Annotated in this window: 26 protein-coding genes; 13 read left to right on the forward strand and 13 right to left on the reverse strand. The window is 72.2% G+C overall.

Annotated features, from left to right (window positions below):
• Positions 1-1146: 1146 nt before the first annotated feature.
• The 4 genes from QP119_RS00005 to QP119_RS00020 form a co-directional block, all read right to left on the reverse strand.
• Positions 1147-1719, reverse strand: coding sequence for a DUF981 family protein (locus tag QP119_RS00005; protein WP_284772791.1), 573 nt, complete (start codon positions 1717-1719; stop codon positions 1147-1149).
• A gap of 6 nt (positions 1720-1725) precedes the next feature.
• Positions 1726-1869 carry a hypothetical protein gene (locus QP119_RS00010; protein ID WP_284772792.1) on the reverse strand — a complete coding sequence of 48 codons (144 nt, stop codon included), beginning with the start codon at positions 1867-1869 and terminating at the stop codon, positions 1726-1728.
• A complete protein-coding gene (locus tag QP119_RS00015; protein ID WP_284772793.1) occupies positions 1827-1949 on the reverse strand; it encodes a hypothetical protein in 123 nt (40 codons plus the stop codon). The genes QP119_RS00010 and QP119_RS00015 overlap by 43 nt, the downstream gene beginning before the upstream one ends.
• Positions 1950-2240: 291 nt before the next feature.
• Positions 2241-3227: a zinc-binding alcohol dehydrogenase family protein gene (locus QP119_RS00020; RefSeq protein WP_284772794.1), complete on the reverse strand. Its 987-nt coding sequence runs from the start codon at positions 3225-3227 to the stop codon at positions 2241-2243.
• A 32-nt stretch (positions 3228-3259) separates the two neighbouring features.
• Between QP119_RS00020 and QP119_RS00025 the strand changes: the two genes are divergently transcribed.
• The 9 genes from QP119_RS00025 to QP119_RS00065 all read left to right on the forward strand — a co-directional run bounded on the left by QP119_RS00025 (position 3260) and on the right by QP119_RS00065 (position 12645).
• Positions 3260-4096 (forward strand): TatD family hydrolase, encoded by an 837-nt coding sequence (locus tag QP119_RS00025; protein ID WP_284772796.1) that lies wholly within the window; start codon positions 3260-3262, stop codon positions 4094-4096.
• A gap of 213 nt (positions 4097-4309) precedes the next feature.
• Positions 4310-5446 carry a transglycosylase family protein gene (locus tag QP119_RS00030; RefSeq protein ID WP_284772798.1) on the forward strand — a complete coding sequence of 379 codons (1137 nt, stop codon included), beginning with the start codon at positions 4310-4312 and terminating at the stop codon, positions 5444-5446.
• Positions 5447-5449: 3 nt separating this feature from the next.
• A complete protein-coding gene (gene rsmA / locus QP119_RS00035; RefSeq protein WP_284772799.1) occupies positions 5450-6307 on the forward strand; it encodes a 16S rRNA (adenine(1518)-N(6)/adenine(1519)-N(6))-dimethyltransferase RsmA in 858 nt (285 codons plus the stop codon).
• A gap of 8 nt (positions 6308-6315) precedes the next feature.
• Complete coding sequence (locus QP119_RS00040) at positions 6316-7209, forward strand: 4-(cytidine 5'-diphospho)-2-C-methyl-D-erythritol kinase (protein ID WP_284772800.1); 894 nt, start codon at positions 6316-6318, stop codon at positions 7207-7209.
• A 6-nt stretch (positions 7210-7215) separates the two neighbouring features.
• The gene (locus QP119_RS00045; RefSeq protein ID WP_284772801.1) at positions 7216-9057 is read left to right on the forward strand and encodes an ABC-F family ATP-binding cassette domain-containing protein; all 1842 of its coding nucleotides are present in this window, start codon (positions 7216-7218) and stop codon (positions 9055-9057) included.
• Complete coding sequence (locus QP119_RS00050) at positions 9058-10764, forward strand: alpha/beta hydrolase (RefSeq protein WP_284772803.1); 1707 nt, start codon at positions 9058-9060, stop codon at positions 10762-10764.
• A 19-nt stretch (positions 10765-10783) separates the two neighbouring features.
• Entirely contained in the window at positions 10784-11107 is a 324-nt protein-coding gene (locus QP119_RS00055; protein ID WP_284772805.1) for a putative quinol monooxygenase, read from the forward strand.
• Positions 11108-11147: 40 nt separating this feature from the next.
• On the forward strand, positions 11148-12056 hold the full coding sequence (ppk2, locus tag QP119_RS00060) for a polyphosphate kinase 2 (RefSeq protein WP_284772807.1): 909 nt from the start codon (positions 11148-11150) through the stop codon (positions 12054-12056).
• A gap of 1 nt (position 12057) precedes the next feature.
• On the forward strand, positions 12058-12645 hold the full coding sequence (locus tag QP119_RS00065; protein WP_284772809.1) for a DUF1648 domain-containing protein: 588 nt from the start codon (positions 12058-12060) through the stop codon (positions 12643-12645).
• 16 nt (positions 12646-12661) lie between these two features.
• On the opposite strand, the gene QP119_RS00070 is transcribed toward QP119_RS00065, so the two are convergent.
• Entirely contained in the window at positions 12662-13468 is an 807-nt protein-coding gene (locus tag QP119_RS00070) for an HAD family hydrolase (protein WP_284772810.1), read from the reverse strand.
• A 79-nt stretch (positions 13469-13547) separates the two neighbouring features.
• Here QP119_RS00070 and QP119_RS00075 point away from each other — a divergent pair, with 79 nt between their 5' ends.
• Positions 13548-14585, forward strand: a complete 1038-nt coding sequence (locus tag QP119_RS00075; RefSeq protein ID WP_284772812.1) for a 3-hydroxyisobutyryl-CoA hydrolase — start codon at positions 13548-13550, stop codon at positions 14583-14585.
• Here QP119_RS00075 and QP119_RS00080 read toward each other — a convergent pair.
• From QP119_RS00080 to QP119_RS00090, 3 genes are all read right to left on the reverse strand, one after another.
• The gene (locus QP119_RS00080) at positions 14578-15186 is read right to left on the reverse strand and encodes a TetR/AcrR family transcriptional regulator (RefSeq protein ID WP_284772814.1); all 609 of its coding nucleotides are present in this window, start codon (positions 15184-15186) and stop codon (positions 14578-14580) included. The two genes, QP119_RS00075 and QP119_RS00080, sit on opposite strands and share 8 nt — an antisense overlap.
• A gap of 112 nt (positions 15187-15298) precedes the next feature.
• Positions 15299-16441: a glycosyltransferase family 4 protein gene (locus QP119_RS00085; protein ID WP_284772815.1), complete on the reverse strand. Its 1143-nt coding sequence runs from the start codon at positions 16439-16441 to the stop codon at positions 15299-15301.
• A complete protein-coding gene (locus tag QP119_RS00090) occupies positions 16441-17679 on the reverse strand; it encodes an NAD-dependent epimerase/dehydratase family protein (protein ID WP_284772817.1) in 1239 nt (412 codons plus the stop codon). Before QP119_RS00090 ends, QP119_RS00085 begins: the two co-directional genes overlap by 1 nt.
• A 280-nt stretch (positions 17680-17959) precedes the next feature.
• Here QP119_RS00090 and QP119_RS00095 point away from each other — a divergent pair, with 280 nt between their 5' ends.
• Entirely contained in the window at positions 17960-18622 is a 663-nt protein-coding gene (locus QP119_RS00095) for a hypothetical protein (protein WP_284772818.1), read from the forward strand.
• On the opposite strand, the gene QP119_RS00100 is transcribed toward QP119_RS00095, so the two are convergent.
• From QP119_RS00100 to pth, 3 genes are read right to left on the reverse strand one after another with little or no spacing between them, the layout of a single operon-like run.
• Entirely contained in the window at positions 18619-19005 is a 387-nt protein-coding gene (locus QP119_RS00100) for a hypothetical protein (protein WP_284772819.1), read from the reverse strand. The two genes, QP119_RS00095 and QP119_RS00100, sit on opposite strands and share 4 nt — an antisense overlap.
• Positions 19005-20648 (reverse strand): peptide chain release factor 3, encoded by a 1644-nt coding sequence (locus tag QP119_RS00105; RefSeq protein WP_284772820.1) that lies wholly within the window; start codon positions 20646-20648, stop codon positions 19005-19007. The genes QP119_RS00100 and QP119_RS00105 overlap by 1 nt, the downstream gene beginning before the upstream one ends.
• 6 nt (positions 20649-20654) lie before the next feature.
• Positions 20655-21293: an aminoacyl-tRNA hydrolase gene (gene pth / locus QP119_RS00110; protein WP_284772822.1), complete on the reverse strand. Its 639-nt coding sequence runs from the start codon at positions 21291-21293 to the stop codon at positions 20655-20657.
• Here pth and QP119_RS00115 point away from each other — a divergent pair.
• Complete coding sequence (locus tag QP119_RS00115; RefSeq protein WP_284772824.1) at positions 21292-22341, forward strand: NAD(P)H-dependent flavin oxidoreductase; 1050 nt, start codon at positions 21292-21294, stop codon at positions 22339-22341. The genes pth and QP119_RS00115 overlap by 2 nt on opposite strands.
• On the forward strand, positions 22331-22597 hold the full coding sequence (locus QP119_RS00120) for a hypothetical protein (RefSeq protein ID WP_284772826.1): 267 nt from the start codon (positions 22331-22333) through the stop codon (positions 22595-22597). The genes QP119_RS00115 and QP119_RS00120 overlap by 11 nt, the downstream gene beginning before the upstream one ends.
• Before the next feature lie 25 nt (positions 22598-22622).
• Here the strand turns inward: QP119_RS00120 and QP119_RS00125 are convergent, their stop codons facing one another.
• On the reverse strand, positions 22623-23453 hold the full coding sequence (locus QP119_RS00125; RefSeq protein ID WP_284772827.1) for a fumarylacetoacetate hydrolase family protein: 831 nt from the start codon (positions 23451-23453) through the stop codon (positions 22623-22625).
• 36 nt (positions 23454-23489) lie between these two features.
• Positions 23490-25199, reverse strand: coding sequence for a dihydroxyacetone kinase family protein (locus tag QP119_RS00130; RefSeq protein WP_284772829.1), 1710 nt, complete (start codon positions 25197-25199; stop codon positions 23490-23492).
• Positions 25200-25234 lie beyond the last annotated feature (35 nt).

Here is a 25234-nt window from a genome sequence, read left to right on the forward strand (position 1 = left end):
TCTTGGCGGTGACACGTTGGCGCCTGGTGGTCGCCTGGCGGATGATCCTGCGGCGGGCCTGGCGCCGGCCGAGCTTCTTGGCGAAAGTGTTCGATGGTGTGTGGTGGCCTTTGGGTCGTCCCCGGTGGTGTCGCATGGTCCTTTCTACCCCCTGGTTATGTGGTGTGTACTGGCACTTTGTGGTGCCTTGTGTTCGGGTTTCAGTGTAGCGCAGGGGTGGGACATGGGTAGCCTGTGTGTTCGAACGTGGGCTGTGAGTTTCAGACGAGCCACCGCCTCGTGTCCAAGCTGTGGTGGTCTCGGGTGGGGTTGCAGTAAGTCACTGCATCGCGATCCCCGGTCCGGGGGCCCGGGGCGCGAAGGAACCTTGCAGTGAGTCACTGCATCGGGTGACTAACGGTGGCAGGGCGCTGGGGTGGGCGGCCTTGCAGTGGGTTACTGCATCGCCTCATCGGGTTACTGAGAACCTGACCTCGAGGGCCTTGCAGTGGATTACTGCACCGCCTTCCCGAAGTCGGCTGCTGCGGGGCTGGGTGGGTCTTGCGGTAGGTCACTGCATCGGTGCTGGGCGGGCGACGGATCCTGGGGACTGCTGAGGCTTGCAGTAGGTCACTGCACCGCTACTCAGTGGTTCCTCATGCCGAGGCTTGAAGTAAGTCACTGCGATCCGGGATCGGGGCAGCCGGCCCCTCGGGGCTATCGGGGTTTGCAGCGAGTCACTGCATCGGGTGGCCAACGGTTGGTAGAGCTCTGGGGTAGGCGAGCTTGCAGTGGGTTACTGCATAGCCTCATCGGGGTCATCGAGGACCTGACGTCGAGGGCCTTGCAATGGATCACTGCGCCTACGCCCCGAAGCCGGCATTGGCGGGACCGGATGGGCTTGCAGTAGATCACTGCGGTCGGGGCTGGCACAGGGGAGTGAGAGATAGAGAGGGGCGCCGGGGGATGGGCGCAGCAGATTGCTGCAACGAAGACGCTCCCGCGCCAACCCGCACCTACCCGCAGCAACTCCACCGACAGTGACCACGGGGACGTCGGCAATTGAATACGGGGAACGGCGCGCCTGGACCGGAAACCACAAGAACAAAAAGTCCCTGAAGATGCGAAAACGCCCTCCCGGGAGGGGAGGGCGTCACGGCGCGACGGCTAGAGCGTCGGGGGCGGGACCGGCTCGTTGAACGGGAACGGGAAGAAGCCCACGTGCCCGTAGAAGAGGGTGAGTCCCAGGAACGTCCACGTCATGCCGATGAACCAGGTGATGCAGATGAAGATGGTGCGTACCTTCTTGTTGGTCAGCGCGAACGGCGAGAGCATCGGCGCGACACCGGTACCGAAGTTCATGGTGAACACGGTCAGCGGATCAAGCAGGCTGCCCTCGAGCATGCGCGCGATCGGCTCGACTGCCGGCGGACGCCGCTGGCCGAAGTGCAGGCCGGCGATGAGGGTGATGATGCCGTAGAACGCGGCCGGCTCACCGAAGGTCACGTTGTCGACGGCACAGCAGAAGGCGCCGTCGATCTGCTCGAGCGGCCAGGTCAGCGTCATGTGCAGGCCGGTGGCCCCCAGGTAGAGGCCCAGGATGACGAAGGCGTAGCCGAAGCCGGACAGGGTGCGGCCCGTGCGGGCCAGGGCGGTGCGCAGGAAGATCGGCACCAGGATCATGATGACGCCGACGACGAGACCCATCGTGGTGTTGTAGGTGATTCCTTGCAGCTCCATGGTGCGTCAGATCCTTTCCGCGAGCAGGGCCTGGCGAATGGAGATCGCGAGCAGGGCCTGGCGAATGGAGATCAGGGCGATGGCGCCGGAGCCGCCGGCGACCCAGGTCAGTGCGCCGAGGTCTTCGCCGAGTGCGCCGTCGACGGCCACCTAGATGATCGCGCCGACACGGCGCCGAGGGCGATGACGACCAGCGAGAGCTTCGCGCAGAGATCGGCCCACTTGGCCATCTTCGCGTCAATCTCCACCGGTGTCGCGTCGCCGCGAGTGTCACTAGCAGACATACGACTCTTTCTCTGAGAAGTGATGATCAACCCAGTGAGTTGCCAGGCAACTCCAAAGCTAGAGCACCCTTAACCGTGTATGCGTACTGTTTTCTGGGCAACGCCTTACCCCCGGTCAGAAAAGTGTCACCTCCGCAGGTCAGACGTCCTGCGCGACGGGGGTCACGCCCCCGCCGCGCAGGCGTCACACCCCCGTTGCGTCCCCCGCCGGGACCCCCGCCGCGACCCCGCAGAACTTCAGTAGACGAGCGCCACCTTGCCGACGGCGCGCGCGGCCTCCATCAGCTCGTGGCCGCGGCGCACGGTGGCGGCGTCGAGGCCGTGGAGCACCTCTCCGGTGACCGCGCGGATGCGGCCGGTGTCGACGAGGTCGGCCACGCGACGCAGCGCCTCGCCCTGGGCGGCGATGTCGGCCGTGGCGTGCACGGGCCGGGCGAACATGGACTCCCAGCCGACCTGGATCGCCTTCGACTTGAAGGGGGCGATGGTGAAGTCGCGGGGGTCGTCGATGAGCACCAGCTTCGACTGCGCCTTCATCACCTGGGCGAGCTCGGCCTCGCGGGCGTCGGTGCGCGAGGAGAAGACGAAGTTCACCGAATTCTCGCCGAGCTGCTCGACCAGGTCGCGCGAGTGGTCGACGACCCGGTGTGCGCCGAGGCCGCGGACCCAGTCGCGGGAGGCCTCGCGCGAGGCGGTGGCCACGACCTCGAGGCCGGTGAGCGCGCGGGCGAGCTGGATGACCTGGGTGGGCACCCCGCCCGCGCCGCCGAGCACGAGCAGGCGGCCGTGGCTGAGCGTGGAGACGGCGAGCCGGTCGAAGAGCGCCTCCCAGGCGGTCAGGGAGACCAGGGGGAGTGCGGCGGCGTCGGCGTCGGAGAGCGTGGCGGGCGCGTGGGCGATGATGCGCTCGTCGACGGCCTGGAGCTCGGCGTTGGAGCCGGGGCGGTTGTTGGTGCCGGCGTAGAAGACGCGGTCGCCGACGGCGAAGCGGGAGGCCTCGGCGCCGAGCGCGGTGACGGTGCCGACGGCGTCGTAGCCGAGCACGAGCGGTTCCTCGCGCCTGCCGGCGCGCATCCGCATCTTCGTGTCGATGGGGTTGAGCGAGGCGGCGGCCACGCGCACGACCACGTCGTGCGGTCCGGGCGTGGGCTCGGGGATCTCGACGTCGCGGAAGGTGTCCGGGGCGTCGACGGGCAGGGAATCGAATACGGCGACGGCTCTCATGGCGCCAAGGCTAGCCGCTTAGAATCGGGAGCATGTCGAAGAAGAAGCCCAAGCTCACGCCGCTGCCCGCCGAGGCCCTGCCCGGTATCGTCGACGCCCACACGCACCTGGCCAGCTGCGGGGCGCGCACCGGCGCCGAGGTCGACGCCTTCGTCGAACGCGCCGTGGCCGCCGGCGTCGGCAAGATCTGCACCGTCGGCGACGGGCTCGCCGAGGCCGAGGACGCGCTGGTCGCGGCGCAGCACAACCCGCGCGTGTGGGCGGCGTGCGCGATCCACCCCACCCGGGCGCGGGAGCTTGACGACGCCGCGCGTGCCAGGTTGGCGGAGATGGCGCGCGACCCGCGCTGCGTGGCGGTCGGGGAGACGGGCCTGGACACCTACTGGATCCGGCACAAGCCGGAGGAGACCGCGCCGCTGGAGGTGCAGGAGGAGGCGCTGCGCTGGCACATCGACCTCGCGGTGGCCACGGGCAAGGCCCTGATGATCCACAACCGGGAGGGCGACGCGGACCTGATGCGCATCCTCGCCGACGCGCCGGAGCCGCGCGAGGTCGTGCTGCACTGCTTCTCCTCGCCGCTGGACGTCGCCCACGAGGCCATCGAGCGCGGCTACGTGCTCAGCTTCGCGGGCAATGTGACCTTTAAGCGCAACGACGAGCTGCGCGCGGCGGCGGCCGCGGCGCCGGCGGGCCAGCTGCTCATCGAGACCGACGCGCCCTTTATGACCCCGGAGCCCTACCGGGGCACGCGCAACGAGCCCGCCTTCGTCGGGCACACGGCCTACTGTGTGGCCGAGGCACGCGGGCAGGAGCCGGCGGAGCTGGCGGCGGAGGTCTCGGCGACCTTCGACCGCGTCTACGGGATCTGAGGCAGCCCAGGGGGCGGAGGTGCAGGTGAGGTGGCTGTGATTGCTGGGGTGGGTGTCCCTGTGATCCTTGCCACGGGGGTGTGACGCGGCCGGGACGGTGACTGGACACTGCGGGACCGTTACCGTACTGTTACCTACGTTTTACGGGCTCGCGGACGGCGGGCCCGCAGCCGCCACAGACCACACAGACGCAGACAAGGGATGCCGCACCGAATGACCGCACAGCACCAGTCCCCGATCTCCCGGATCAACGCCAGCCGCAGCGTGCCGCTGCGGCTCGCCACCGGTGGCGTGCTCGCCACCCTCGTGGTTGGTGGCGTGGGCGTCGCTGCCGCGCAGAAGAGCGTCACCCTCGACGTCAACGGCGAGGCCATGGAGCTGACCAGCATGTCCGGCGACGTCGCCGGCGTACTCGAGCAGGCCGACATCGAGGTCGGCACGGAGGACCTGGTCTACCCGGCGCCCTCGGAGAAGCTGAGGAACGGTGAGACTGTCACCGTGCGCACCGCCAAGCCGGTCGCCGTGGTCGTCGACGGCCAGGAGCACGAGCTGACCTCCACCGCCGCGACCGTCGAGGACCTGCTGCGTGAGGTCCCGGGCATCCGCCCCGGCTCCTCGGTCTCCGGCGACACCGACGGCAAGGTTACCGAGGGCATGAAGCTCGAGGTCACCAGCCCGAAGATCATCGCCTTCAACGACGGCGGCACCGTCTCCTACCTCTCCACCGCTGGCAAGACCGTCGGCGACGTGCTCGAGGACCGCGGCGTCGAGCTCGGCGAGCACGACCGCGTCCTGCCTGGCGCCGGCGAGGCCGTCACCGCGGGCATGACCGTCAAGATCGACCGCGTCGAGGAGAACGAGGTCACCGGCGACGAGGAGTTCGACGTCCCGGCGAACTACGTCGACGACCCGGAGGCCCCCGAGGGCGAGGAGACCGTCGTCGAGGAGGGCACCCCCGGCAAGCGCACCGTGACCCGCAAGATCATCACCGTCGACGGCCACGAGACCGAGAACATCATCCTCCGCGAGAAGGAGATCGCCCCGGCCACCCCGGCCACGATCAAGCGCGGCACCAAGTCCGACGACGCCCCGGCCGTCGCCGACGGCTCCGTGTGGGACGCCATCGCGCAGTGCGAGTCCGGCGGCAACTGGTCGATCAACACCGGCAACGGCTACCAGGGCGGCCTGCAGTTCAACCAGGGCACCTGGGCGGCCTACGGCGGCACCCAGTACGCGCCGACCGCCGACCAGGCCACCCGCGAGCAGCAGATCGCCATCGCGGAGAAGACCCAGGCCGCGCAAGGCTGGGGCGCCTGGCCCGCCTGCACCGCCAAGCTCGGGCTGCGCTAGCGCGTGCCCGCGCAGCTGCTCGGGCCCGCCGAGATCCGCTCGCTCGCCGAGCGTCTCGACGTGACCCCCACCAAGAAACTCGGCCAGAACTTCGTCGTCGACCCGAACACGGTGCGCCGCATTGTCGCGGCCGCCGACGTGCGTGCGGACGACCACGTCGTCGAGGTCGGCCCCGGGCTGGGCTCGCTGACCCTCGGCCTGCTCGACGCCGCCGCGCGCGTCACCGCCGTCGAGATCGACCCGCGCCTGGCCGCCGAGTTGCCCGCCACCGTCGCCCGGCGCGCGCCCGAGGCAGCCGAGCACCTCGAGGTGCTGAACCGCGACGCGCTGCGCATCGGCGCCGGTGAGCTCGACGCCCCGGACGCGCTGGTGGCCAACCTGCCCTACAACGTCGCCGTGCCGGTGCTGCTGCACATGCTGGCGACCTTCCCGACGATCCGGCGCGTGCTCGTGATGGTCCAGGCGGAGGTCGCCGACCGGCTCGCCGCCGCGCCCGGCTCCCGGATCTACGGCGTGCCCAGCGTCAAGGCCGCCTTCTACGGCGAGGTGCGCCGCGCCGGGGCGATCGGCAAGAACGTCTTCTGGCCGGCGCCCAACGTCGCCTCCGGGCTCGTCGCCGTGACCTGTCATACCCCGGGCGCGGTGGACTGGGAGCCCGACGAGGCCACCCGGGCGCGCGTCTTCCCCCTCGTCGACGCTGCCTTCGCCCAGCGCCGCAAGACCCTGCGCGCGGCACTTTCCGGCCACTTCGGCTCGGCCGCCGCGGCCGAGGAGGCCCTGGTCGCCGCCGGCATCGACCCGCGCCAGCGCGGCGAGAAGCTCGGTGTGGCCGACTTCGTGCGCCTCGCGGGGGTCAAGTGACGTCCGCGGTGAGCGTGCGCGCGCACGCCAAGGTCAACCTCTTCCTCGGGGTGGGGGAGCGGCGCGCCGACGGCTTCCACGAGCTGTCCACCATCTTCCAGGCCGTCTCGCTTCACGACGACGTGACGGTCACCGCCGGGCGCGAGGAGGTCACCGTCGCGGGTCTCGACGCCGAGCGCGTGCCGGCCGACCCGACCAACCTCGCCGCGCGCGCGGCGCGCGCCGTCGTCGAGCGCACCGGGCGCGAGGTGGACCTGGGCGTGCACATCGACAAGGGCATCCCGACCGCCGGCGGCATGGCCGGCGGCTCGGCGGACGCCGCGGGCGCGCTCGTGGCCGCCGACCGGCTGCTGGGCGCGGGGCTCGGCGAGGCCGCGCTGCTCGAGATGGCCGCGCAGCTGGGCTCGGACGTGCCCTTCACCCTGCGCGGCGGCACGGCGCTGGGCACCGGGCGCGGCGAGAAGCTCGTGCCCGTGCTCGCCCGCGGCACCTTCCACTGGGTCTTCGCGGTCTCGGCGCAGGGGCTGTCGACCCCGGAGGTCTTCGCCAAGCTCGACGAGCTGCGCGACGCCGGCAAGCTCCCGGGCCCGCGCACGGACGCCACCGCGGTGCTCTCCGCCGTGGCCGCCGGCGACGCCCGCGCGCTGGCCGAGGCGATGCACAACGACCTCGAGGCCGCGGCCTTCTCGCTGCGCCCGGACCTGCGCCGGATGCGCGAGGCCGCCCGCGGGGCCGGGGCGCTACGCACGATGCTCTCGGGCTCGGGCCCGACGATGGCGTTCCTGTGCGCCTCGGGGACGGACGCGGAGGCCGTGGCCGACGAACTGACCGGCGCGAACCTGTGCCGCGCGGCGTTCGTGGCCGAGGGGCCGCAGCCCGGGGTGGTTGGCCTAGACTGGTGAGCCGTTATGGCGAACCTGATCAACCTGGAGAACGTCTCCCAGTCCTACGGGCTCAAGACCCTGCTCGACGGCGTCAGCCTCGGCGTGCAGACCGGCGACCGCATCGGCGTGGTCGGCCTCAACGGCGGCGGCAAGACCACCCTGCTGGAGATCCTGGCCGGCATCATCGAGCCGGACTCCGGGCGCGTGAGCCACAACCGCGGCCTGGACATGGCCGTGGTGACCCAGCGCGCCGAGCTCGACCCGGAGGCCACCGTCGCCGACGTCGTGCTCGCCCCGCTGGGCGTGGCCACCTTCGAGTGGGCCTCGAACGCGCGGGTGCGCGAGGTCCTCGGCGGGCTCGGCGTGGCCGAGCTCGGTCTGGAGACCCCCGTCGGCTCGCTCTCCGGCGGTGAGCGCCGGCGCGTGAGCCTGGCCGCGGCGCTGGTGCGCGACCTGGACCTGGTGCTGCTCGACGAGCCGACCAACCACCTCGACGTCGAGGGCGTGCAGTGGCTGGCCGACCACCTGCTTGCCCGCCGGATCGCCGTGGTCGTGGTCACCCACGACCGCTGGTTCCTCGACACAGTGGCCAACCACACCTGGGAGGTCCACGACGGCACCGTCGACGTCTACGAGGGCGGCTACAACGACTGGACCTTCGCGCGCGCCGAGCGCGCGCGGCAGGCCGACGCCGCCGAGCAGCGCCGCCGCAACCTGGCCCGCAAGGAGCTGGCCTGGCTGCGCCGCGGCGCGCCGGCGCGCACCTCGAAGCCGCGCTACCGTATCGAGGCCGCCGAGGCGCTCATCGCCGACGTGCCCGCCCCGCGCGACACCGTCGAGCTGACCGCGTTCTCGAGACGCCGGCTGGGCAAGCGCGTCATCGACCTCGAGGACGCCCGCGTGGAGACCCCGGACGGGCGCACGCTGGTCGACGACCTGACCTGGCGGCTGGGCCCGGGCGAGCGCATCGGCCTGGTCGGCGTCAACGGCTCCGGCAAGACGACGCTTTTGCGCGTGCTCGCCGGAGCGTACCCGCCGGCCGCGGGCAAGCGCGTCGAGGGCCAGACGGTGCGGCTGGGCTGGCTGCGCCAGGAGCTCGACGACCTCGACGGCGACCGCCGCCTCATCGACGCCGTCGAGGACGTGGCCACCTACGTGCAGCTGGGCAAGAAGGAGCTCTCGGCCTCGCAGCTGGCCGAGCGACTCGGCTTCTCCGCCAAGCGGCAGCGCACCTTCATCCGCGACCTCTCCGGCGGCGAGCGCCGCCGCCTGCAGCTGACCCGCGTGCTCATGGCCGAGCCGAACGTGCTGCTGCTCGACGAGCCGACCAACGACCTGGACATCGACACCCTCCAGGAGCTCGAGGACCTCCTCGACGGCTGGGCGGGCACGCTCGTCGTCGTCTCCCACGACCGCTACCTCATCGAGCGCATCGCGGACTCGACCTGGGCGCTCTTCGGTGACGGCAAGCTGACCAACCTGCCCGGCGGCATCGACCAGTACCTCGCCGCCCGCCGTGCGGCCGGGGCCGGAACAAACGGCCCGGTGGACCTCTCCGGCGCCGGTGGCGCCGGTGGCGCTGGTGGTGCGGCCCAGCAGGAGGAGCAGGAGAAGCCCGCGCCGAAGCTGAGCGGCAAGGAGTACCACGAGCTGTCCAAGAAGCTCGGCCGCCTCGAGCGCGAGATGACCAAGCACTCCACGCGCATCGAGGAGCTCGAGGCCGAGATGGCGCGGGTGGCCCAGGACCCCGAGAGCCCGGACACCGCGCGGCTGACCGAGCTCGACGGCGAGCTGCGCGCGGTGCGCGAGAAGCACTCGGAGGCCGAGACCGAGTGGCTGGCCACCGCCGAGGAGATGGAGAGCTAGGTGGGCCGGATCTCCCGGCTCTGGTTCAGCTTCCGGCTGGACCCGTGGGGACTCGTCGGCGCGGGCCTGATGTTCATGCTGGGGCTCACGCCCTCGCTGCTGCCGCGCGACTTCTTCTACCAGGGCGTGGTCTCCGGCATCGCCGCGGGCATCGGCTACGTCACCGCCCTCGGCGTGCACCAGGTGTGGCTGCGGTGGATCCACCCGCGCCTGGGCGGCGCCTTCGAGCGCCTTGACCGGCTCTCCGAGCGCACCCGCATGCGCCTCGAGGTCGCCGAGACGGTCCTCGTGGTCGCCGTCGTCATCGGCTGGGTGCTCTTCGCCGTGCGCTGGCAGCACGCCATCGCCGAGCTGACCGGTGCGGAGGCCTACTCGCTGTGGACCTTCTTCCTGGTCGTGCCCGTCGGCTTCGCGGTCTTTTGGGCCATGGTCGCCCTCGGCCGGCTACTGCGCCGCCTGGCGCACGCGATCACCGCGCGGCTGCCGGTCTCCGAACGCGACCGCCGCGGGCTCGGCCGGCGCCTGGTCGGCTGGACGGCCGTGGTGCTGCTGTGCGTCTTCGCCGTCGAACGCGTCATCCCGGGCACGGCGGTGCGCGTCGGCGAGGCCGTCTTCGCCGGCCGCGACGCGGAACCCGAGCCCGGCGTGCACGCCCCGGAGGAACCCGAGCGCTCCGGCTCCCCGGACTCCGAGATCGCCTTCGACACCCTGGGCACCCAGGGCATGAGCTTCGTCGACGGGGGCCTGCGCGCCGGAGAGCTCGAGGACGTCTCCGGGCGTCCCGCCCGCGAGCCGGTGCGCGTCTACGCGGGCCTGCGCAGTGCCGCCGACGTGCGCGAGCGCGCGGGGCTGCTCATCGACGAGCTCGAGCGCACCGGCGCGCGCGACCGCGAGGCGCTGCTGCTGGTGATGACCACGGGCACCGGGTGGGTCAACCCGCACGCCGCGCAGGCCTTCGAGGCGCTCTACGGCGGCGACACCGCCGTCGCCGCGGCGCAGTACTCCTACCTGCCCTCGGCCTTCCACTTCCTCGCCGGCGGCCAGCGCGTGCAGGAGGCCGGCCGCGAGATGATCACGCCCGTCGTCGACTGGTGGAACAGGCTGCCCGAGGACGACCGCCCGCGCCTCTACCTCTACGGCGAGTCGCTGGGCTCCTCGGCGGTCGAGTCCGCCTTCTCCGGCATGCGCGACATCGCCAACTCCGTCGACGGGATCCTCCTGACCGGCCCGCCGAACTTCAACCCGCTGTGGCGCACCTTCGTCGACCGCCGCGACCCGGGCACCCGCGAGGTCGACCCCGAGTACTCCGCCGGCCTCGTCGTCCGCTTCGCCCAGGACGCCGCAGAGGTGGGGGCTTTGAGCGACGACGACGTCGAGTGGGGCCCGACGCGCATGCTCTACATCCAGCACCCCTCCGACCCGGTGGTCTGGTGGTCGCCGCAGCTGCTGTTCACCGAGCCGGACTGGCTCAAGGAACCGGCCGGGGTGGACCGGCTGCCCGGCATGACCTGGTTGCCCGTGGTCACCTTCCTGCAGGTCTCGGCGGACCTGCCGGTCAGCCAGAACGTCCCGCAGGGCCACGGCCACAACTACGGCGACGCCCTCGTCGCCGGCTTCGCCGCCGTCGGCGGGATTGACGACGCCGCGCGCGTCGCCGACGCCGAGCGCACGCTCGGCGCGGTCGTGGACGCGACGTCGTCAAGCTGAAGGGATTAGCATCGGGCCCATGATCCTCATCAACGTCAAGTTCCGTCCGAAGCCCGAGTACGTGGAGAACTTCCGCGAGAAGGTCGCCGACTTCACCGACGCCTCGCGCGCCGAGGAGGGCAACATCTTCTTCGACTGGTTCCGCAACACCGACGACCCGGAGGAGTACATCCTCATCGAGGCCTTCCACGACGACGCCGCCGAGGCGCACGTGGGCAGCGACCACTTCAAGGCCGCCCAGGAGCTGTTCCCGCAGCTCCTGACCCGTACCCCGGAGATCATCAACACCCTGATCGAGGGCAAGACCGAGTGGGACGCGATGGCCGAGTTCAAGGTCGACTGACGTTTCACCCCCTCCGGGCGGGGCGGTAGGGTTATGTGACATGAGCGCACAAGCCACCACCGGCGAGCACGGCACCGTCGACGAGCCCACTGACCCGCCCAAGCTGAACAAGAAGGCCTACGAGAAGGAGCTCAAGCGGCTCCAGGCCGAGCTGGTCGACATGCAGCAGTGGGTCGTCGAGACGGGCGCGCGGCTCGTGATCATCATGGAGGGCCGCGACGCCGCCGGCAAGGGCTCGGCGATCAAGCGCATCACCCAGTACCTCAACCCGCGCACCTGCCGCATCGAGGCGCTGCCCGCCCCGAACTCGCGGGAGAAGGGGCAGTGGTACTTCCAGCGCTACGTCGAGCGCCTGCCCACCGCCGGCGAGATCGTCATCTTCGACCGCTCCTGGTACAACCGCGCCGGCGTCGAGCGCGTGATGGGCTTCTGCACCTCCGAGGAGTACCGCCGCTTCCTGCACCAGGCGCCGATCTTCGAGCGCCTGCTCGTCGAGGACGGCATCATGCTGCGCAAGTACTGGTTCTCCGTCTCCGACGAGGAGCAGATCGCCCGCTTCCGCTCCCGGCGCAACGACCCGCTGCGCCGCTGGAAGCTCTCCCCGATGGACCTGCAGTCCATCACCCGCTGGGAGGACTACTCGCGGGCCAAGGACGAGATGTTCATCCACACCGACATCCCGGCCGCGCCCTGGTACACCGTCGAGAGCGAGGACAAGAAGCGCTCGCGCATCAACGTCATCTCGCACCTTTTGTCCACCGTGCCCTACGAGAAGATCGACCGGCCGCTGCCGGAGATCCCCTCGCGGCCCGTCTCCGACAACGACTACGAGCGCCCGCCCCGCAAGGAGTTCCGCTACGTGCCCGACGTGGCCACGAAGCTGGAGAAGGGCAGGGTCAAGTCGGAGAAGTCCGGCAAGAAGAAGGCCAAGAAGCACAAGAAGGACTGACATGGTGCGTGCGGCCGCCGGCTGGCTCGCGGCGACGGCCCTGGTCCTCGTGGCCACCGTCGCCTTCGCCGCCTCCTACTTCGACGCCGTGCCCGACCCCATGCCCGTGCACTGGGGCGCGGACGGCCCCGACGGCTTCCAGGCGAAGACCCTGGCGGGCTTCCTCGGGTTGCACGCGCTGGTCCCGGGGATCCTGTTGGTCGTCCAGGCCGGCTGTGCGGCGGTGATCCGCGTGCGGGGGCGCCAGCACGCGATCGGGTCCTTCATGGCGGGCATGAGCCTGGTGTGCGCGCTCTTCGTGCACGGGCTGACGCGCACCGCCGCCGGGGACGACGCGGCGGTGTGGCAGGTGTTCTCCTCCGTCTGGTTCTTCCTGGCCGGCACGGTGGCGCTGCTCGCCTGGCTGGTCCTCGGCTTCCGGGGCTCCGGGGTGGTCTACTTCGACCGCGACGACGGGCGCGTGCTCGTCGAGAGCTCCGACGGCACCGGGGTGACGCTCAACTTCGCCCGGCCCGCCGCCTGGGGGATCCTGGCCGCGCTGCTCGTGCCCGTGGGCCTGGTCACGCTGCTCGCCGTGCTGGCGGACTAGACGTGGCCCCGGGGCACTAGACGTACCCCTCGAGCACGGTGATCACGCCGTGCTCGGCGTTCGAGGGCGCGATGTGGTCCGCGATCTCCTTGAGTCTCGGGTGCGCGTTCGCCATCGCGTAGGCGGTGCCGGCGGCGCGCAGCAGCTCGTAGTCGTTGAGGTAGTCGCCGAAGGCGACCGTCTCCTCGCGCGGGCAGCCGAGGTAGCCGGCGAGCTCGCGCAGGGCGCGGCCCTTGTCGGCCTCGGGGCTCATCACGTCGATCCAGTGCGCGCCGGAGACCACGACGCTCATCCCGCCGGCGGCCTCGCGCAGCGCGGGCGCGGCGACGGTCTCGGCGTCCTCGGGGGTGAACACCGCGAGCTTGACGACGTCCCCGGCGTCGGCGACCGCGTGCAGGTCGGCGGTGACCTCGACGGAGTGGTAGTACTTGACCACCTCCGGGTCCCCGGCGGCGGCGGGGTCGGTGAGGTAGGCGACCTCGGGGCGGCACACCAGCAGCCACAGCGGGGCGTGGCCGCCTGCGGCGTTGAAGGCCGCGACGGCGTCGATGACGGCGTGCACGGGTTCGGCCGGCATCGCGGTGGTGGAGGTGACCTCGCCGTGGTGGACGACGACGGCGCCGTTCTCCGCGATGTAGCTCATCTGCGCGCCGAGCTCGCCGAACATGTCGGCCAGCGTGCGCAGCTGGCGGCCCGAGGCGGGCGTGAAGACGACGCCCGCGGCGGTGAGGCGGGGATACAGCTCGGCGAAGCCGGCGGGCACGCGCCCGTCCGGGTCGAGGAAGGTTCCGTCCATGTCGACTGCGACGAGGCGGGGTGCCACCGGGTGTCCTCCTGGGGGATCGGGGAAGAATTTCGCTGGGCCGCCCGTGGCAGAAGTGGTGATGTGCGACACTGGTCGCATGACGGACACGACGAACGCCTCCGATGCCCCGGTGCGGTGCAGCCGGGTCGAGTCTACCGGCCTGATCGAGCTGACCCGCCCGCGCGCGCTCAACAGCCTGAACCTCGGGATGGTCCGGGAGATCACCGCCGCGCTCGACGCCTGGCGCGACGACGACGCCGTGGACCAGGTGCTCGTGGTCTCCGCCAGCCCCAAGGCCTTCTGCGCCGGCGGGGACGTGCGCGCCGCCCGCGAGGGCGTGCTCGCCGGGCGCGACGGGGAGATCGAGGCCTTCTTCGCCGAGGAGTACGCGATGAACCTCGCGATCTCGGAGTACCCCAAGCCGTACGTCGCGCTGCTCGACGGGGTGACCATGGGCGGCGGACTCGGCGTCTCGGCGCACGGCTCGCATGTGCTGGCCACCGACCGGGCCAGCGCCTCAATGCCGGAGATGGCCATCGGCTTCTGCACCGACGTCGGGATGAGCCGGCGCTTCCAGCAGTTGCGCGGCGGGCGCGCGATGGGCGCCTTCCTCGCGCTGACCGGCTTCCGGCTCAACGCCGCGGAGATGGCCTGGACGGGGCTGTCGACCGCCTCGCTCGGGGAGGCCGACGCCGATGAGGTGCGTCGGGCCGTCATCGCCGAGGGCGTGGACGCCGCCGTGCGGCGGCTGGCCACCGAGCCCGCGGGGGAGAACCGCCTGGTGGGTCTGGCCGATCAGATCGGGGCCGCCTTCGCGGCCGAGACCTGGCCGGAGGTGCTCGAGCGGCTGGAGCGTCCCGCGAACGCGGAGCTGGGGGAGCGGGTCGCGGAGCTGACCGCGCAGGCCAGCCCCTCGTCGCTGGTGGCCACCACGCTGCTGTTCACCGCGAACGCGGAGGCGGGCCTCGCCGACGCCCTCGAGCGGGAGCGGCGCCTGGCCGCGGTGCTGCGCGCCCGGCCGGACTTCGTCGAGGGCGTGCGCGCGGTGCTCGTGGACAAGGACCGCGAGCCCGCCTTCAATCCGGCGGAGGTCGCGGAGGTGGACGCGGCGGACTTCGCCGCGGCGCTCAGTTGAGCGCGCGCAGGATGCGGAAGGCCTGGCGGAGCAGCTCCACCCCGTGCTCCGGGTCCCGCGGGGCCTCGGAGGCGTAGTAGGCCTCCAGCGCGTTGGCGGCCGTGGTCGCCAGCAGGTCCAGGCCCACGCCGGCCTCGAAGCGGCCCAGCTGGGGGTGGCGGGTGCGGAACTCGTCGATGATCGGCAGCAGCTCGGCGTCGACGGTGGCGCTCAGGTCGGCACCCGAGGTGGTCTCGAGGAAGTCGGCGATGCGGAAGATCGCGGCCATGCCCTCGGGGCCGTCGCCGACGTCGGCGCGCACGGACTCGATGAGCAGCTGCTCGGCGGCGTCGACCATGCAGACCTCGGAGGAGATCTTGCTGAGCCGCTCGACGATCGCGCCCACGCGGGCGGCCAGCGCCTCGACGAGCGGCTCGTCGCGCGAGGTGAAGTAGTTGTGGAACGTGCGGGTGGAGACCCCGGTGGCCTCGGCCACGGCGGCCACGGTGAGCCCCTCGACGCCCTGGCGCAACGCGATGCGCGCCGCCGCCTCGGACATCGCCGCGCGCATGGCGGCCTTCTTCGTCTCCCGCAGACCCATCTTCGACTCCGTCCCGCTCATCGGTCCGACAACGATAGTAGTGCCGAACGAAAAGCTTCCCCGGCGTCGTCATTATGCCGCCCGCCCCGGGGGGAAGGGGGGGAACGCCAACCCCGGGGGTGGCGGGGGCACGCTAACTTGAGCCGCGGCGCCGGGCGGCGAGGCGGTAGAAGCCGACGAGGCGCCCGGTGGCCGCACGCCAGGAGTGGCGCCCGGCCTCGGCGCGGGCGGCGCGCGCCAGGCGCTCACGCGACGCGGCGTCGTCGAGCAGTCCGGCGATGACCTCGGCCCAGCGGGCGTCGCCGGCCTCCGGGTCCACCAGGCGTCCGGTGGCGGGGTCGTCGATGACGAAGGGGATGCCGCCGGCGCGCGCGCCGACCACGGGCACCCCGGAGGCCATGGCCTCGAGGGCGACCAGGCCGAGCGTCTCGGTGGTCGACGGGAAGACGAAGACGTCCGCGGCGGCGTAGGCGGCGGCCAGCTCGGCGCCGGCGAGGTACCCGGTGAACACGGTGGAGTCCGGGTCGAAGCCGGCGCGCAGGCGCTCGAGGTGCGGGCCGTCGCCGACCATGGCCAGCCGTGCGCCGGGGACGCGCCGGCGCAGCTCGGCCATGACACCGGGCAGGCGGTCGAGGCTCTTCTCCCGGCTCATCCGGCCGACGTAGGCGACCAGCGGGGCCTCGGGGTGGCCGTCGGTGAGCCGGGCGCGCACGGCCGGCTCGGCGGCGGTGGGGGTGAAGGTGACGGTGTCGACGGCCTTGGGCCACAGGTCGACGCGCTCGATGCCGGACTCGCGGGCCTGCTCGACCATCGGCGCGGAGGTGCACAGGTTGACCTGCGCGCGGTTGTGCAGGGCGCGGATGACCCACTCCGCGGGCCTGCGGGCGAAACCGATGCCGAGCGCGGCCGTGTAGTCGGGCACGTTCGTGTGGTAGCTGGCCAGCAGCGGGCGCCCCGTGGCCCGGGCGTAGAGGACGCCCGCGGCCGCGGTCCACACCGGGTTGACGGCGTGCACGACGTCGGGGTCGAAGCGGTGCACGGCGGCCAACGGGGCCGGGGTGGGTAGCCCGAAGCTCAGCTCGGGGTAGACCGGCCACAGCGGCAGCGAGGGCACGCGCACCACCCGGGCGCCGGCGAACTCGCGCGGCGGGGTGCCCGGTGCCACGACCTGCACCTCGTGGCCGAGTGCGGTCAGCTGCTCGACGGTGCGGGTCACCCGGGTGACCACGCCGTCGACCTTGGGGAGGAAGACCTCCGTGAACAGGGTGACGCGCATCAGGCCTGCCGGGTCGGGGCGCCCTCGGGCACGCCGGCCTGGTTGCCGCGCGTCCACAGCGAGCGCGCCGGGATCTTGTCCAGGTCCACGCGGTCGGCGTAGCGGCGGGCGGTCTCCTCGACCTCGTGGAGCAGGCCGTCGGACAGCGTCGTGGGCTTGAGCCCCAGCTTGAGGAAGGCGTCGTTGACCACGTGCAGCTCGTTCTCGGCGGACTCGTTGCGCGGGTTGGGCACGTGGGCGACGTGCGCGTCGGAGATGCGCGCGAGCAGCTCGGCGAGGTCGCGCACGCGGTGCGTCTCGGTCATCTGGTTGAAGATCTTGACCCGGTCGCCGCGCTCCGGCGGGTTGGCCAGGGCCAACTCGATGCAGCGGACCATGTCGCGGATGTGGATGAACGCGCGGGTCTGTCCGCCGGTGCCGTGGACGGTCAGCGGGTAGCCGAGCGCGGCCTGCACGAGGAAGCGATTGAGCACGGTGCCGTAGTCGCCGTCGTAGTCGAAGCGGTTGATCAGCCGCTCGTCGCGCTCGGTCTGCGGGGTGTGCGTGCCCCAGATGATGCCCTGGTGCAGGTCGGTGATGCGCAGCCGGTCGTTCTTGGCGTAGTAGGCGAAGAGGTGCTGGTCGAGCACCTTCGTCATGTGGTAGACGCTGCCGGGGTTGGACGGGTAGAGGATCTCCTGGCTGACCTGGTGCGGCTCGGCGGGGTTGCCCTCGGCGTCCTCGTCGGCGGTGACCTGGACGGTCAGGTAGCCCTCCGGGATCTTCATGCCCGCGGTGCCGTAGCCGTACACACCCATGGTGCCCAGGTGGACGACGTGGACGTCGCGGCCGGACTCGATGACGGCGCACAGCAGGTTGTGGGTGGCGTTGGTGTTGTTGTCCACCGTGTAGCGCTTGGTGCGCGAGTTCTTCATCGAGTACGGCGCGGCGCGCTGCTCGGCGAAGTGCACCACCGCGTCCGGGCCGTTCTCCTCGTCCCCGATGAGCGCGAGCAGGGCGTCGTAGTCGCGGGCGACGTCGATCTGGGCGAAGCCGATGCGCTTGCCCGAGACTTCCTCCCAGGCGTCGAGGCGCTCGGCGAGCGGACGGATGGGGGTCAGCGAGCTCGCGCCGAGTTCCTCGTCGATGGCGCGCCGGGAGAAGTTGTCCACGATCGTCACGTCGTGTCCCGCGTCCGACAGGTGGAGGGCCGTCGGCCATCCGCAGAATCCGTCGCCGCCGAGTACGACAATCTTCACGATGCTTCTCCCTACAATTAAGCGGACAAAATGACGCGCGGGAGCCCTGTGGGGGCTTCTGCGCAACCTTTTAGGCTATTTGCACATTCTAAGCGTTCCGGTGGACTTCCCGCAGGTCGGGGAGGGGTGAATGTCCACTCCGGGGCCTGGAAAAGAATTCGAAGTTGAATTCGGGTTAACTCGCGGGAAATTGTCGAGCATTTGCGTGGTGTACGCAGGTGCGGATTGACGACGCCGGTGGCTAGGCTGGGCGGGTCACTCCCGCTCCGAGAGGATCGCCTTGTTCCACGCCGTCTCCTTCGCCCTGCTCGACTCCGTCAACGTGCTGTTGATCGGCGTCGTCGTCGCGCTCGGCGTCATGCTGCCGCGCGAGGGGCGCTACCGGGGCACCGCCGGACTGCTCATCGCCGGCGACTGGCTGGGTGTCTTCGGCCTCTCGCTGGTCGTGCTGCTCGTCTTCGACGGTCTCGGCGACGTGGTCGCCCGCTTCCTCGAGTCGCCGGCCTTCGGCATCGTGCTCATAGCCGTCGGCCTGGCCTCGCTCGTGGCGACCTGGCGGGCGAAGCCCGGCGGCAACTCCGCGATGGTCGACCGGGTGCTGAAGCCGCTGCTGAGCCCCTCGCGGGCCACGGTGCTCGTCGGCGTGGTGCTCGGCGCGATCCAGTCGGCGACCTCGGCGCCCTTCTACGCCGGCCTCGCCGCGATCAGCGCCGGCGGCTTCGGGGTCGTCGAGCGCTACCTGGGGCTTGTCGGCTACGCCTCGCTGGCGCTGAGCCTGCCGGCGCTCTCGGCCGTCTTCGTCGGCCTCGTGCGTGCCCGGCCGGACTCGTCCGCGGGCCGGGCCTTCGCCTGGATGCGCGCGCGGCCGACCCTGATGGCCCGCTGCGCCGGCTACCTGGTCGCCGTGCTGCTCACGGGCATGGGAGTTCTCGCCCTGGTCTAGGCCTCGACGACGACGCCGAGGTTGATCCCCGGGATCTCCCAGGCGCCCGGCTCCGGGCGCACCAGGGAGATCAGGTCCGCGCGAACCTGGTCGGTCAGCGGGATCAGCCAGCCCTCGTCGGGGTCGAGGGTGGGCGCCTGGCGCGGGTCGAGAGCGGGCAGAAAGCTGACCGGCCGCGCCCCGGGCGCCGTCAGGCGCACGGGCGCGGACGCGTCGGCAAGCGCCGGCAGCAGCCCGGCGGCGGCGTCGGCGTCGACGGTGACCACCACCATGGACTCGGCCGTGTGCACGGCGACGGTGCGCGCGGGCAGCTCGACGGGGGCCGACGGGGCGTCGACAAGCGGCGCCGGGCGTCTTTTGCGCCACCACTCGCGCAGGCCCATCAGTCGGCCACCAGGGGCTCGAGGGTGAACTCGGGGTGCTCGCGCTCGATGAAGGCGAGCTTCCACTTGTCGCCGAACAGGGCGATCAGCTCGCCGTCGGTGCGGGTGAAGCACTCCACGCCGCGCTGGCGGTTGAGCCCCTCGACGCTCTCGGCGTCGGTGCGGCGGGCCACCGAGTAGGGGATCGGGTCGGTGACCGTCTCGACGTTGTACTCGTTCTCCATGCGCGCCTGCATGACCTCGAACTGCATCGGGCCGACCGCGGCCATGACCGGGGCGGCCTCGCCGCGGGCGTCGTTGCGCAGGATCTGGACCACGCCCTCGGCGTCGAGCTGCTCGAGCGCCTTGCGGAACTGCTTGTACTTGCCCAGCGACTTCGCGCGCAGGGTGCGGAAGTGCTCCGGGGCGAACTGCGGCATCGGCGGGTACTGCACGGCACGGCCGGCGTAGATCGTGTCGCCCGGGGCGAGCGCGCCGGCGTTGACCAGGCCGACGATGTCGCCCGGGTAGGCCGTCTCGACGGTCTCGCGGGTGCGCCCGAAGACGGTCAGCGCGTACTTGGTGGAGAAGGAGCGGCCCGACTGGGCGTGGGTGACCTGCATGCCGCGGTCGAACTCGCCGGAGACGACGCGCATGAAGGCCAGGGTGTCGCGGTGGCGGCGGTCCATGCCCGCCTGCACCTTGAAGACCACGCCGGAGAACTCGTCGTCGACCTCGCGCTCGGCGTCCATCGCGCTGGTGGCCGCCTCGACGGCCGCCGGGTCCGACTCGCGGGCCGAGGGGGCCGGGGCCCGGGCGCACAGCGTGTCCAGGATCTGGTGGACGCCGAAGTTGAGCATCGCCGAGGCGAAGATGAGCGGGGAGGTCTCGCAGGCCTCGAAGAGGTCCTGGTCGTGCACGGCGCCGTCGGCGGCGAGCAGCTCGGCCTCCTCGACCGCGCGCTCCCAGGCGCCGTCCTCGCGCTCGAGGGCGGCGTCGGGGGAGTAGTGCTCCTCGGGGCTGATGTGGGCGCCGCCGGCGGTGCGCAGGAAGCGGACGTACTCGTCGACCTCGCCGTCGGAGCTGACCCGGGCCAGGCCGCGGAAGTCGCCGGCCTCGCCGACCGGCCAGTACAGCGGGGTGGGCTGCAGGCCGATCTCGGTGACGATCTCGTCGACGAGCTCGAGCGGCTCGCGGCCCGGGCGGTCCCACTTGTTGATCACGGTGACGATCGGCAGGCCGCGCGCCTTGCACACGCGGAACAGCTGCAGGGTCTGCGGCTCGAGGCCCTTGGCGGCGTCGATGAGCATCACCGCGGCGTCGACGGCCATGAGCACGCGGTAGGTGTCCTCGGAGAAGTCCGCGTGGCCGGGGGTGTCCACGAGGTTGATCACGTAAGGGTCCTCGGCGGCGGCCGCGTCGCCCTCCGGGGCGTACTCGAACTGCAGGGCCGAGGAGGCGATCGAGATGCCGCGGTCCTTCTCCATGTCCATCCAGTCGGAGACGGTGGACTTGCGGCCGGCCTTGCCGTGGACGGCGCCCGCCTCGGCGATCATGTGCGCGTGCAGGGCCAGCGCCTCCGTCAGCGTGGACTTACCCGCGTCCGGGTGGGCGATCACGGCGAAGGTGCGGCGGCGGCTGGCTTGCGCGGCGGTGTCGGTCATGGGGATCTAGCCTAGTCGCCGGTGGATCCGGTTCTGCGCGGCGGTGAGCCCCTCGGAGACGATGAGCTCCACGGCGCGCGCGGCGAGGGCGACTCCGGCACCCAGGTCGGCCGACGCGGCGTCGTCAATCGGGGCGAGCACCCAGTCCGGCACGGACATGCCCTGCGGAGGGCGACCCACGCCCACGCGCACGCGCAGGTAGTCGCGGGTGTCCAGGTGCCCGGTCAGGGATTTGAGCCCCCGGTGGCCGTTCTCGGAGCCGCCGGCGCGCACGCGCACCACGCCCGGGGCGAGGTCGAGCTCGTCGTGGACGACGATGACCCGCTCGGCCGGCACGCCCAGGCGGCGGGCCAGGGGAGCGACGGCCTCGCCGGAGAGGTTCATGTAGGTGCGCGGGCGCAGGGTCACCACCGTCGCACCGGCGGCCTCGGAGAGGTCGGTGTCCGCGAGCTCGTCGAGGACCATGTGCCCGGCGTTGTGGCGGGTGGCCTCGTACTGCGCGCCGGGGTTGCCCAGGCCGACGACGAGCCAGTCGGCGCGCTCCGGGGCGGCCGGCTGCGGGGCGGGCTTGGCGGGACGGAGGCGGGCGAGGAGATTCTGCAGGACGTTCACGGTAGAGCATCGTTTCACATATGCTGGGGGCATGAGCATCCTCTCCCAGCTGGCCGTCCCCGTCATCGCCGCGCCCATGGCCGGCGGGCCCTCGATCCCGCGCCTGGTCGAGGCCGTGGCGCGGGCCGGTGGCCTGGGCTTTCTCGCCGGAGGCACGCTGCCTGCGGAGAAGTTCGTCCCCCAGCTCGGGGAGGTGGACCCGGCCGCGGGTGCGTGGGGCGTGAACCTCTTCGCCCGCCAGAACCCGTACCACTCGCTGGGCCAGGTCCGCGAGGTCGCCCGCCTGCTCGAGCCGTACTTCGCCGAGCGCGGCCTGGAACGGCCCCGGGTGCCCGAGGTCGACTACGACTACGGCTGGGACGGCAAGTTCGCCGCCGTGCTCGATTCCGCGCGCGCCGGGCGCGGGCCCGCGGTGGTCAGCTGCACCTTCGGACGCTTCACCCTCGAGGAGACCGCGGCGCTGCGCGAGGTCGGGGTCGAGGCCTGGGTGACCGTCACCCACGAGCGCGATGCGGTGGCCGCCGCGCGTGCCGGGGCGGACGCGCTGGTGGTCCAGGGCCCCGAGGCCGGCGGGCACCGCGCCACCTGGACGGTGGAGACGCTGCCGGACCTGCGGCCGCTGTCGGCGCTGGTCGCCGCCGTCGCCGAGGTCACCGACCTGCCGTTGGTCGCCGCCGGCGGATTGACGACGCCGCGCCGCGTCGCCCGTGCGCTGACCTGGCCCGGCGTCGCCGCCGTGGCCTGCGGCTCGGCCTTCCTGCTGTCCGAGGAGGCCGGCACCTCGGCGGCGAACCGTCAGCTGCTCGCCGCCGGTGAGGCCGACACGGAGACGACGCGGGCCTTCTCGGGGCGGCACGCGCGCGGACTGGAGACGGCGTTCACGCGTGCCCACCGCGAGCTGCCGCCGAGCTACCCGCAGCTGAACATGATGCTCAAGCCGCTGCGCGGCGAGCCGGAGTTCGCCTACTGCCTGGCCGGCGAGAACTACCGGGACGCGAAGTCCGCCCCGGCCGGCGAGGTCGTGGCGTATCTCTCGGGTGCCGACGGGGCGGACCGTGGGGCGGTCGACGATGGGGCGTAGGGAGCGCGTCGGCCTGCGGGCGCTCTACCGCCGCGGGCTGTCGGTGACGGACCTGGCCGCAGCCGCTCCCGAAGACTGGCACCAGGCGCGCAACCCGTTCGCGCCGCCGAGCCCGGACAACCCGCTGGGGGTCCACGTGAAGTCGAAGTGCTGCCGCTCGCACCCGCGGTGCATCGCGTGCCCGGTGGTGCACCGCCGCCTGCGCGCCGAGGGGGACTACTCGGCGGCGGCGGTGCAGCGCGCCCGGCGCTGGTAGGCGCGGCCTGGAGTCGGCGCGGGGCTCAGCGCTCGAAGACGGTCCGGTTCTCGATGCGGCCGAGCCCGGCGATCTCCACGGCCACGACGTCGCCGTCGGTGAGGTAACGGCGCGGGTCGCGGGCGTGGCCCACCCCGCCCGGGGTGCCGGTCACGATGACGTCGCCCGGGTCCAGCGGGTAGAGGTGCGTGATGTAGGCGATCAGGTCCTCCGGGGTGAAGACGAGGTCGTCGGTGGGGGTGGACTGGACCTTTTCACCGTTGAGCCAGGTCGCCAGCTCCCCGCCGCGCTGCCAGGAGTCGGCCGTGGTCAGCCAGGGACCGAAGCCGGCTGAACCCTCGAGGGACTTGCCCTGGTGCCACTGCAGCGTGCGGTTCTGGAAGTCGCGCAGCGAGTAGTCGTTCATCACCGCGTAGCCGGCGATGTGCGCGCCGGCCTCGGCCGCGGTGACGCGGCGGGTGCGTTTGCCGATGACGACGGCCAGCTCGCCCTCCCAGTCCAGCGCCTTGTTGGCCCACTCGGGCACGACGACGTCGTCGGCCGGGCCGGTCAGCGCGTCGGCGAACTTGATGAAGAGCGTGGGGTACTCGGCGGGCGTGCGCCCCATCTCCCTGATGTGGTTGGCGTAGTTCAGCCCGACGCAGATGATCTTCCGCGGCGCGGGGACCACCGGAGCCAGGTCCTTCGGCTCGAACTCGACCGGGGCGCCCGGGGCGTCCGCGGCGATCTGAGCCCAGTCCTCCTCCCGCAGCAGGGAGCCGACGTCCGCGTGGCCGGGGACCGGCACCGCGGTGGTGTCGGACTCGACGCGCACGGCGCGGGTGCCGGTGGGGGTTCGGAGGGTGGCGAGACGCATTGTCGTTCCTTTCGGGAGGGAGGGGGAGGGGCCTTGTCAGTCGGCGTCGAAGTCGCTGAGCTGTCCGGTGCCGCCGAACAGCCAGGCCACGACGACGGCTCCGGGGTCGAGCACGCCGTCGGTGCCCGTGCCGATGTAGCTGGCGCGTCCCTTGCGCGCGGCCAGGCCCGCGGTGCCGGTGGCCCCGTCGCGGGCGGCCGCGAAGATCTCCGGCAACGCCTCCGCGGTCTCCGCAGTCTCAGCGGTCTCAGCGGCGTCGGCTGCGGGGGCGAGGGCGTCGACGAGGGTGCGGTCGCCGACCCGGGCGCCGCCCAGGGCCTGGACCTCGGTCAGGCCGCGGCGCAGGCCCTCGGCGAGTCCGTCGGCGCCGGCGAGCTGGCTAAACAGCGTGCCGAGCACGGCGCCGGAGGTGCCGCCGGCGCGCACGAACATCCGCCGGGAGAGGTTCTCGAGCACGGTGGCGTCGTCGCCGCGCAGGGGCAGCTCGAGATCGCCGAAGGCGGCCGACATGTTGGCGCCGAAGTCGCCGTCGCCGGCTATCCGGTCGAGCTCGCCGAGCGGTTCGACCGCGCCCTGGACGCGCTCGATGAAGGCGCTCAGCCACTCGTTGGCCGGGGCGTCCCCGTCGCCGGGCTGTCCGATCCCCGAGTCGAGGCGGGCCGGGCGGTACTCCCCGGCGCCGCGGGCGGCGCCGGCGTCCGGGGCTCCGGCGATGCGGTGCGGCCAGGCGGGCGCGCCGGTGGGGGCGTCGAGCAGCTCGGTGAACTCGGCGGAGGCCTTCATGAGCGTCACCGAGACCCCGGCCATCGACACCGAGGTCACCAGGGAGCCGACGATGCCGCGGGAGACGGTGACGCCGTGGTCGTCGAGCCAGGAGACGGCCTGGCCGTACATCAGGTCCAGCTCGAGGCGCGAGGTGCCGCCCAGGCCGTTGACCAGCAGGTAGACCTCGTCCCCGGAGTCGAGGGAGAGGGCCTTCGCCACCGGGGAGAGCAGCCTGGCCGTGATGCTCGAGGCGTCCTCCGCGCGTTCACGCGACCTGCCGGGCTCGCCGTGGATGCCGACGCCGAGCTCCATCTCGCCGGGGCCCAGGTCGAAGGTCGCCCGGCCCGTGGTGGGCAGATGGCCCGGGGCCAGGGCGGCGGCCATGGAGCGGGAGGAGTCGGCGGCGCGCTGGGCGAGCTCGGCGACGGTGTCGAGGTCGTCGCCGCGGGCGGCGGCCGCCCCGGCGATCTTCTCGACGAGCACCGTGGCGCCCGTGCCGCGCCGCCCGGGCCCGTCGTTCTGCTCGGGGGTGGCGTCGGAGTCGGGGGAGTCGGTGGCCACGTCGTCGGCGACGACGACCTCCCGGGTCGCGGTGTCGGCGCAGGCGCGGCGGGCGGCGGCGAAGTTCATGATGTCGCCGGTGTAGTTCTTGACCACGTGCAGCACCCCGGCGCCGCGGTCGGCCCAGCGGGTCGCCGCCGCGATCTGCACCGCGTTCGGGGAGGTGAACAGGCGCCCGGGCACGGCGGCGTCGAGCATGCCCGCCCCGACGAAGCCGGCGTGCAGCGGCTCGTGGCCGGAGCCGCCGCCGGAGAGCACCGCGACGCGGTTGGCGTCGCGCCCGGTGGCGTGGGCGATGAACCCCTCCTCGTGCCACTCGGCGTCGGGGTGGGCGGCGACGAGCCCGCCGAGCGCCTCGGCGAGGTGGTCGTCCGCGTTGTTTCGGAAGGACCGGTGGAACTCGGTGGCGGAGTCGCTCATGTGGCCAGGGTAACTAAAACGGCCGGCGTGAGGTG

Source organism: Corynebacterium frankenforstense (genome assembly GCF_030211955.1).
GTDB lineage: Bacteria > Actinomycetota > Actinomycetes > Mycobacteriales > Mycobacteriaceae > Corynebacterium > Corynebacterium frankenforstense_A.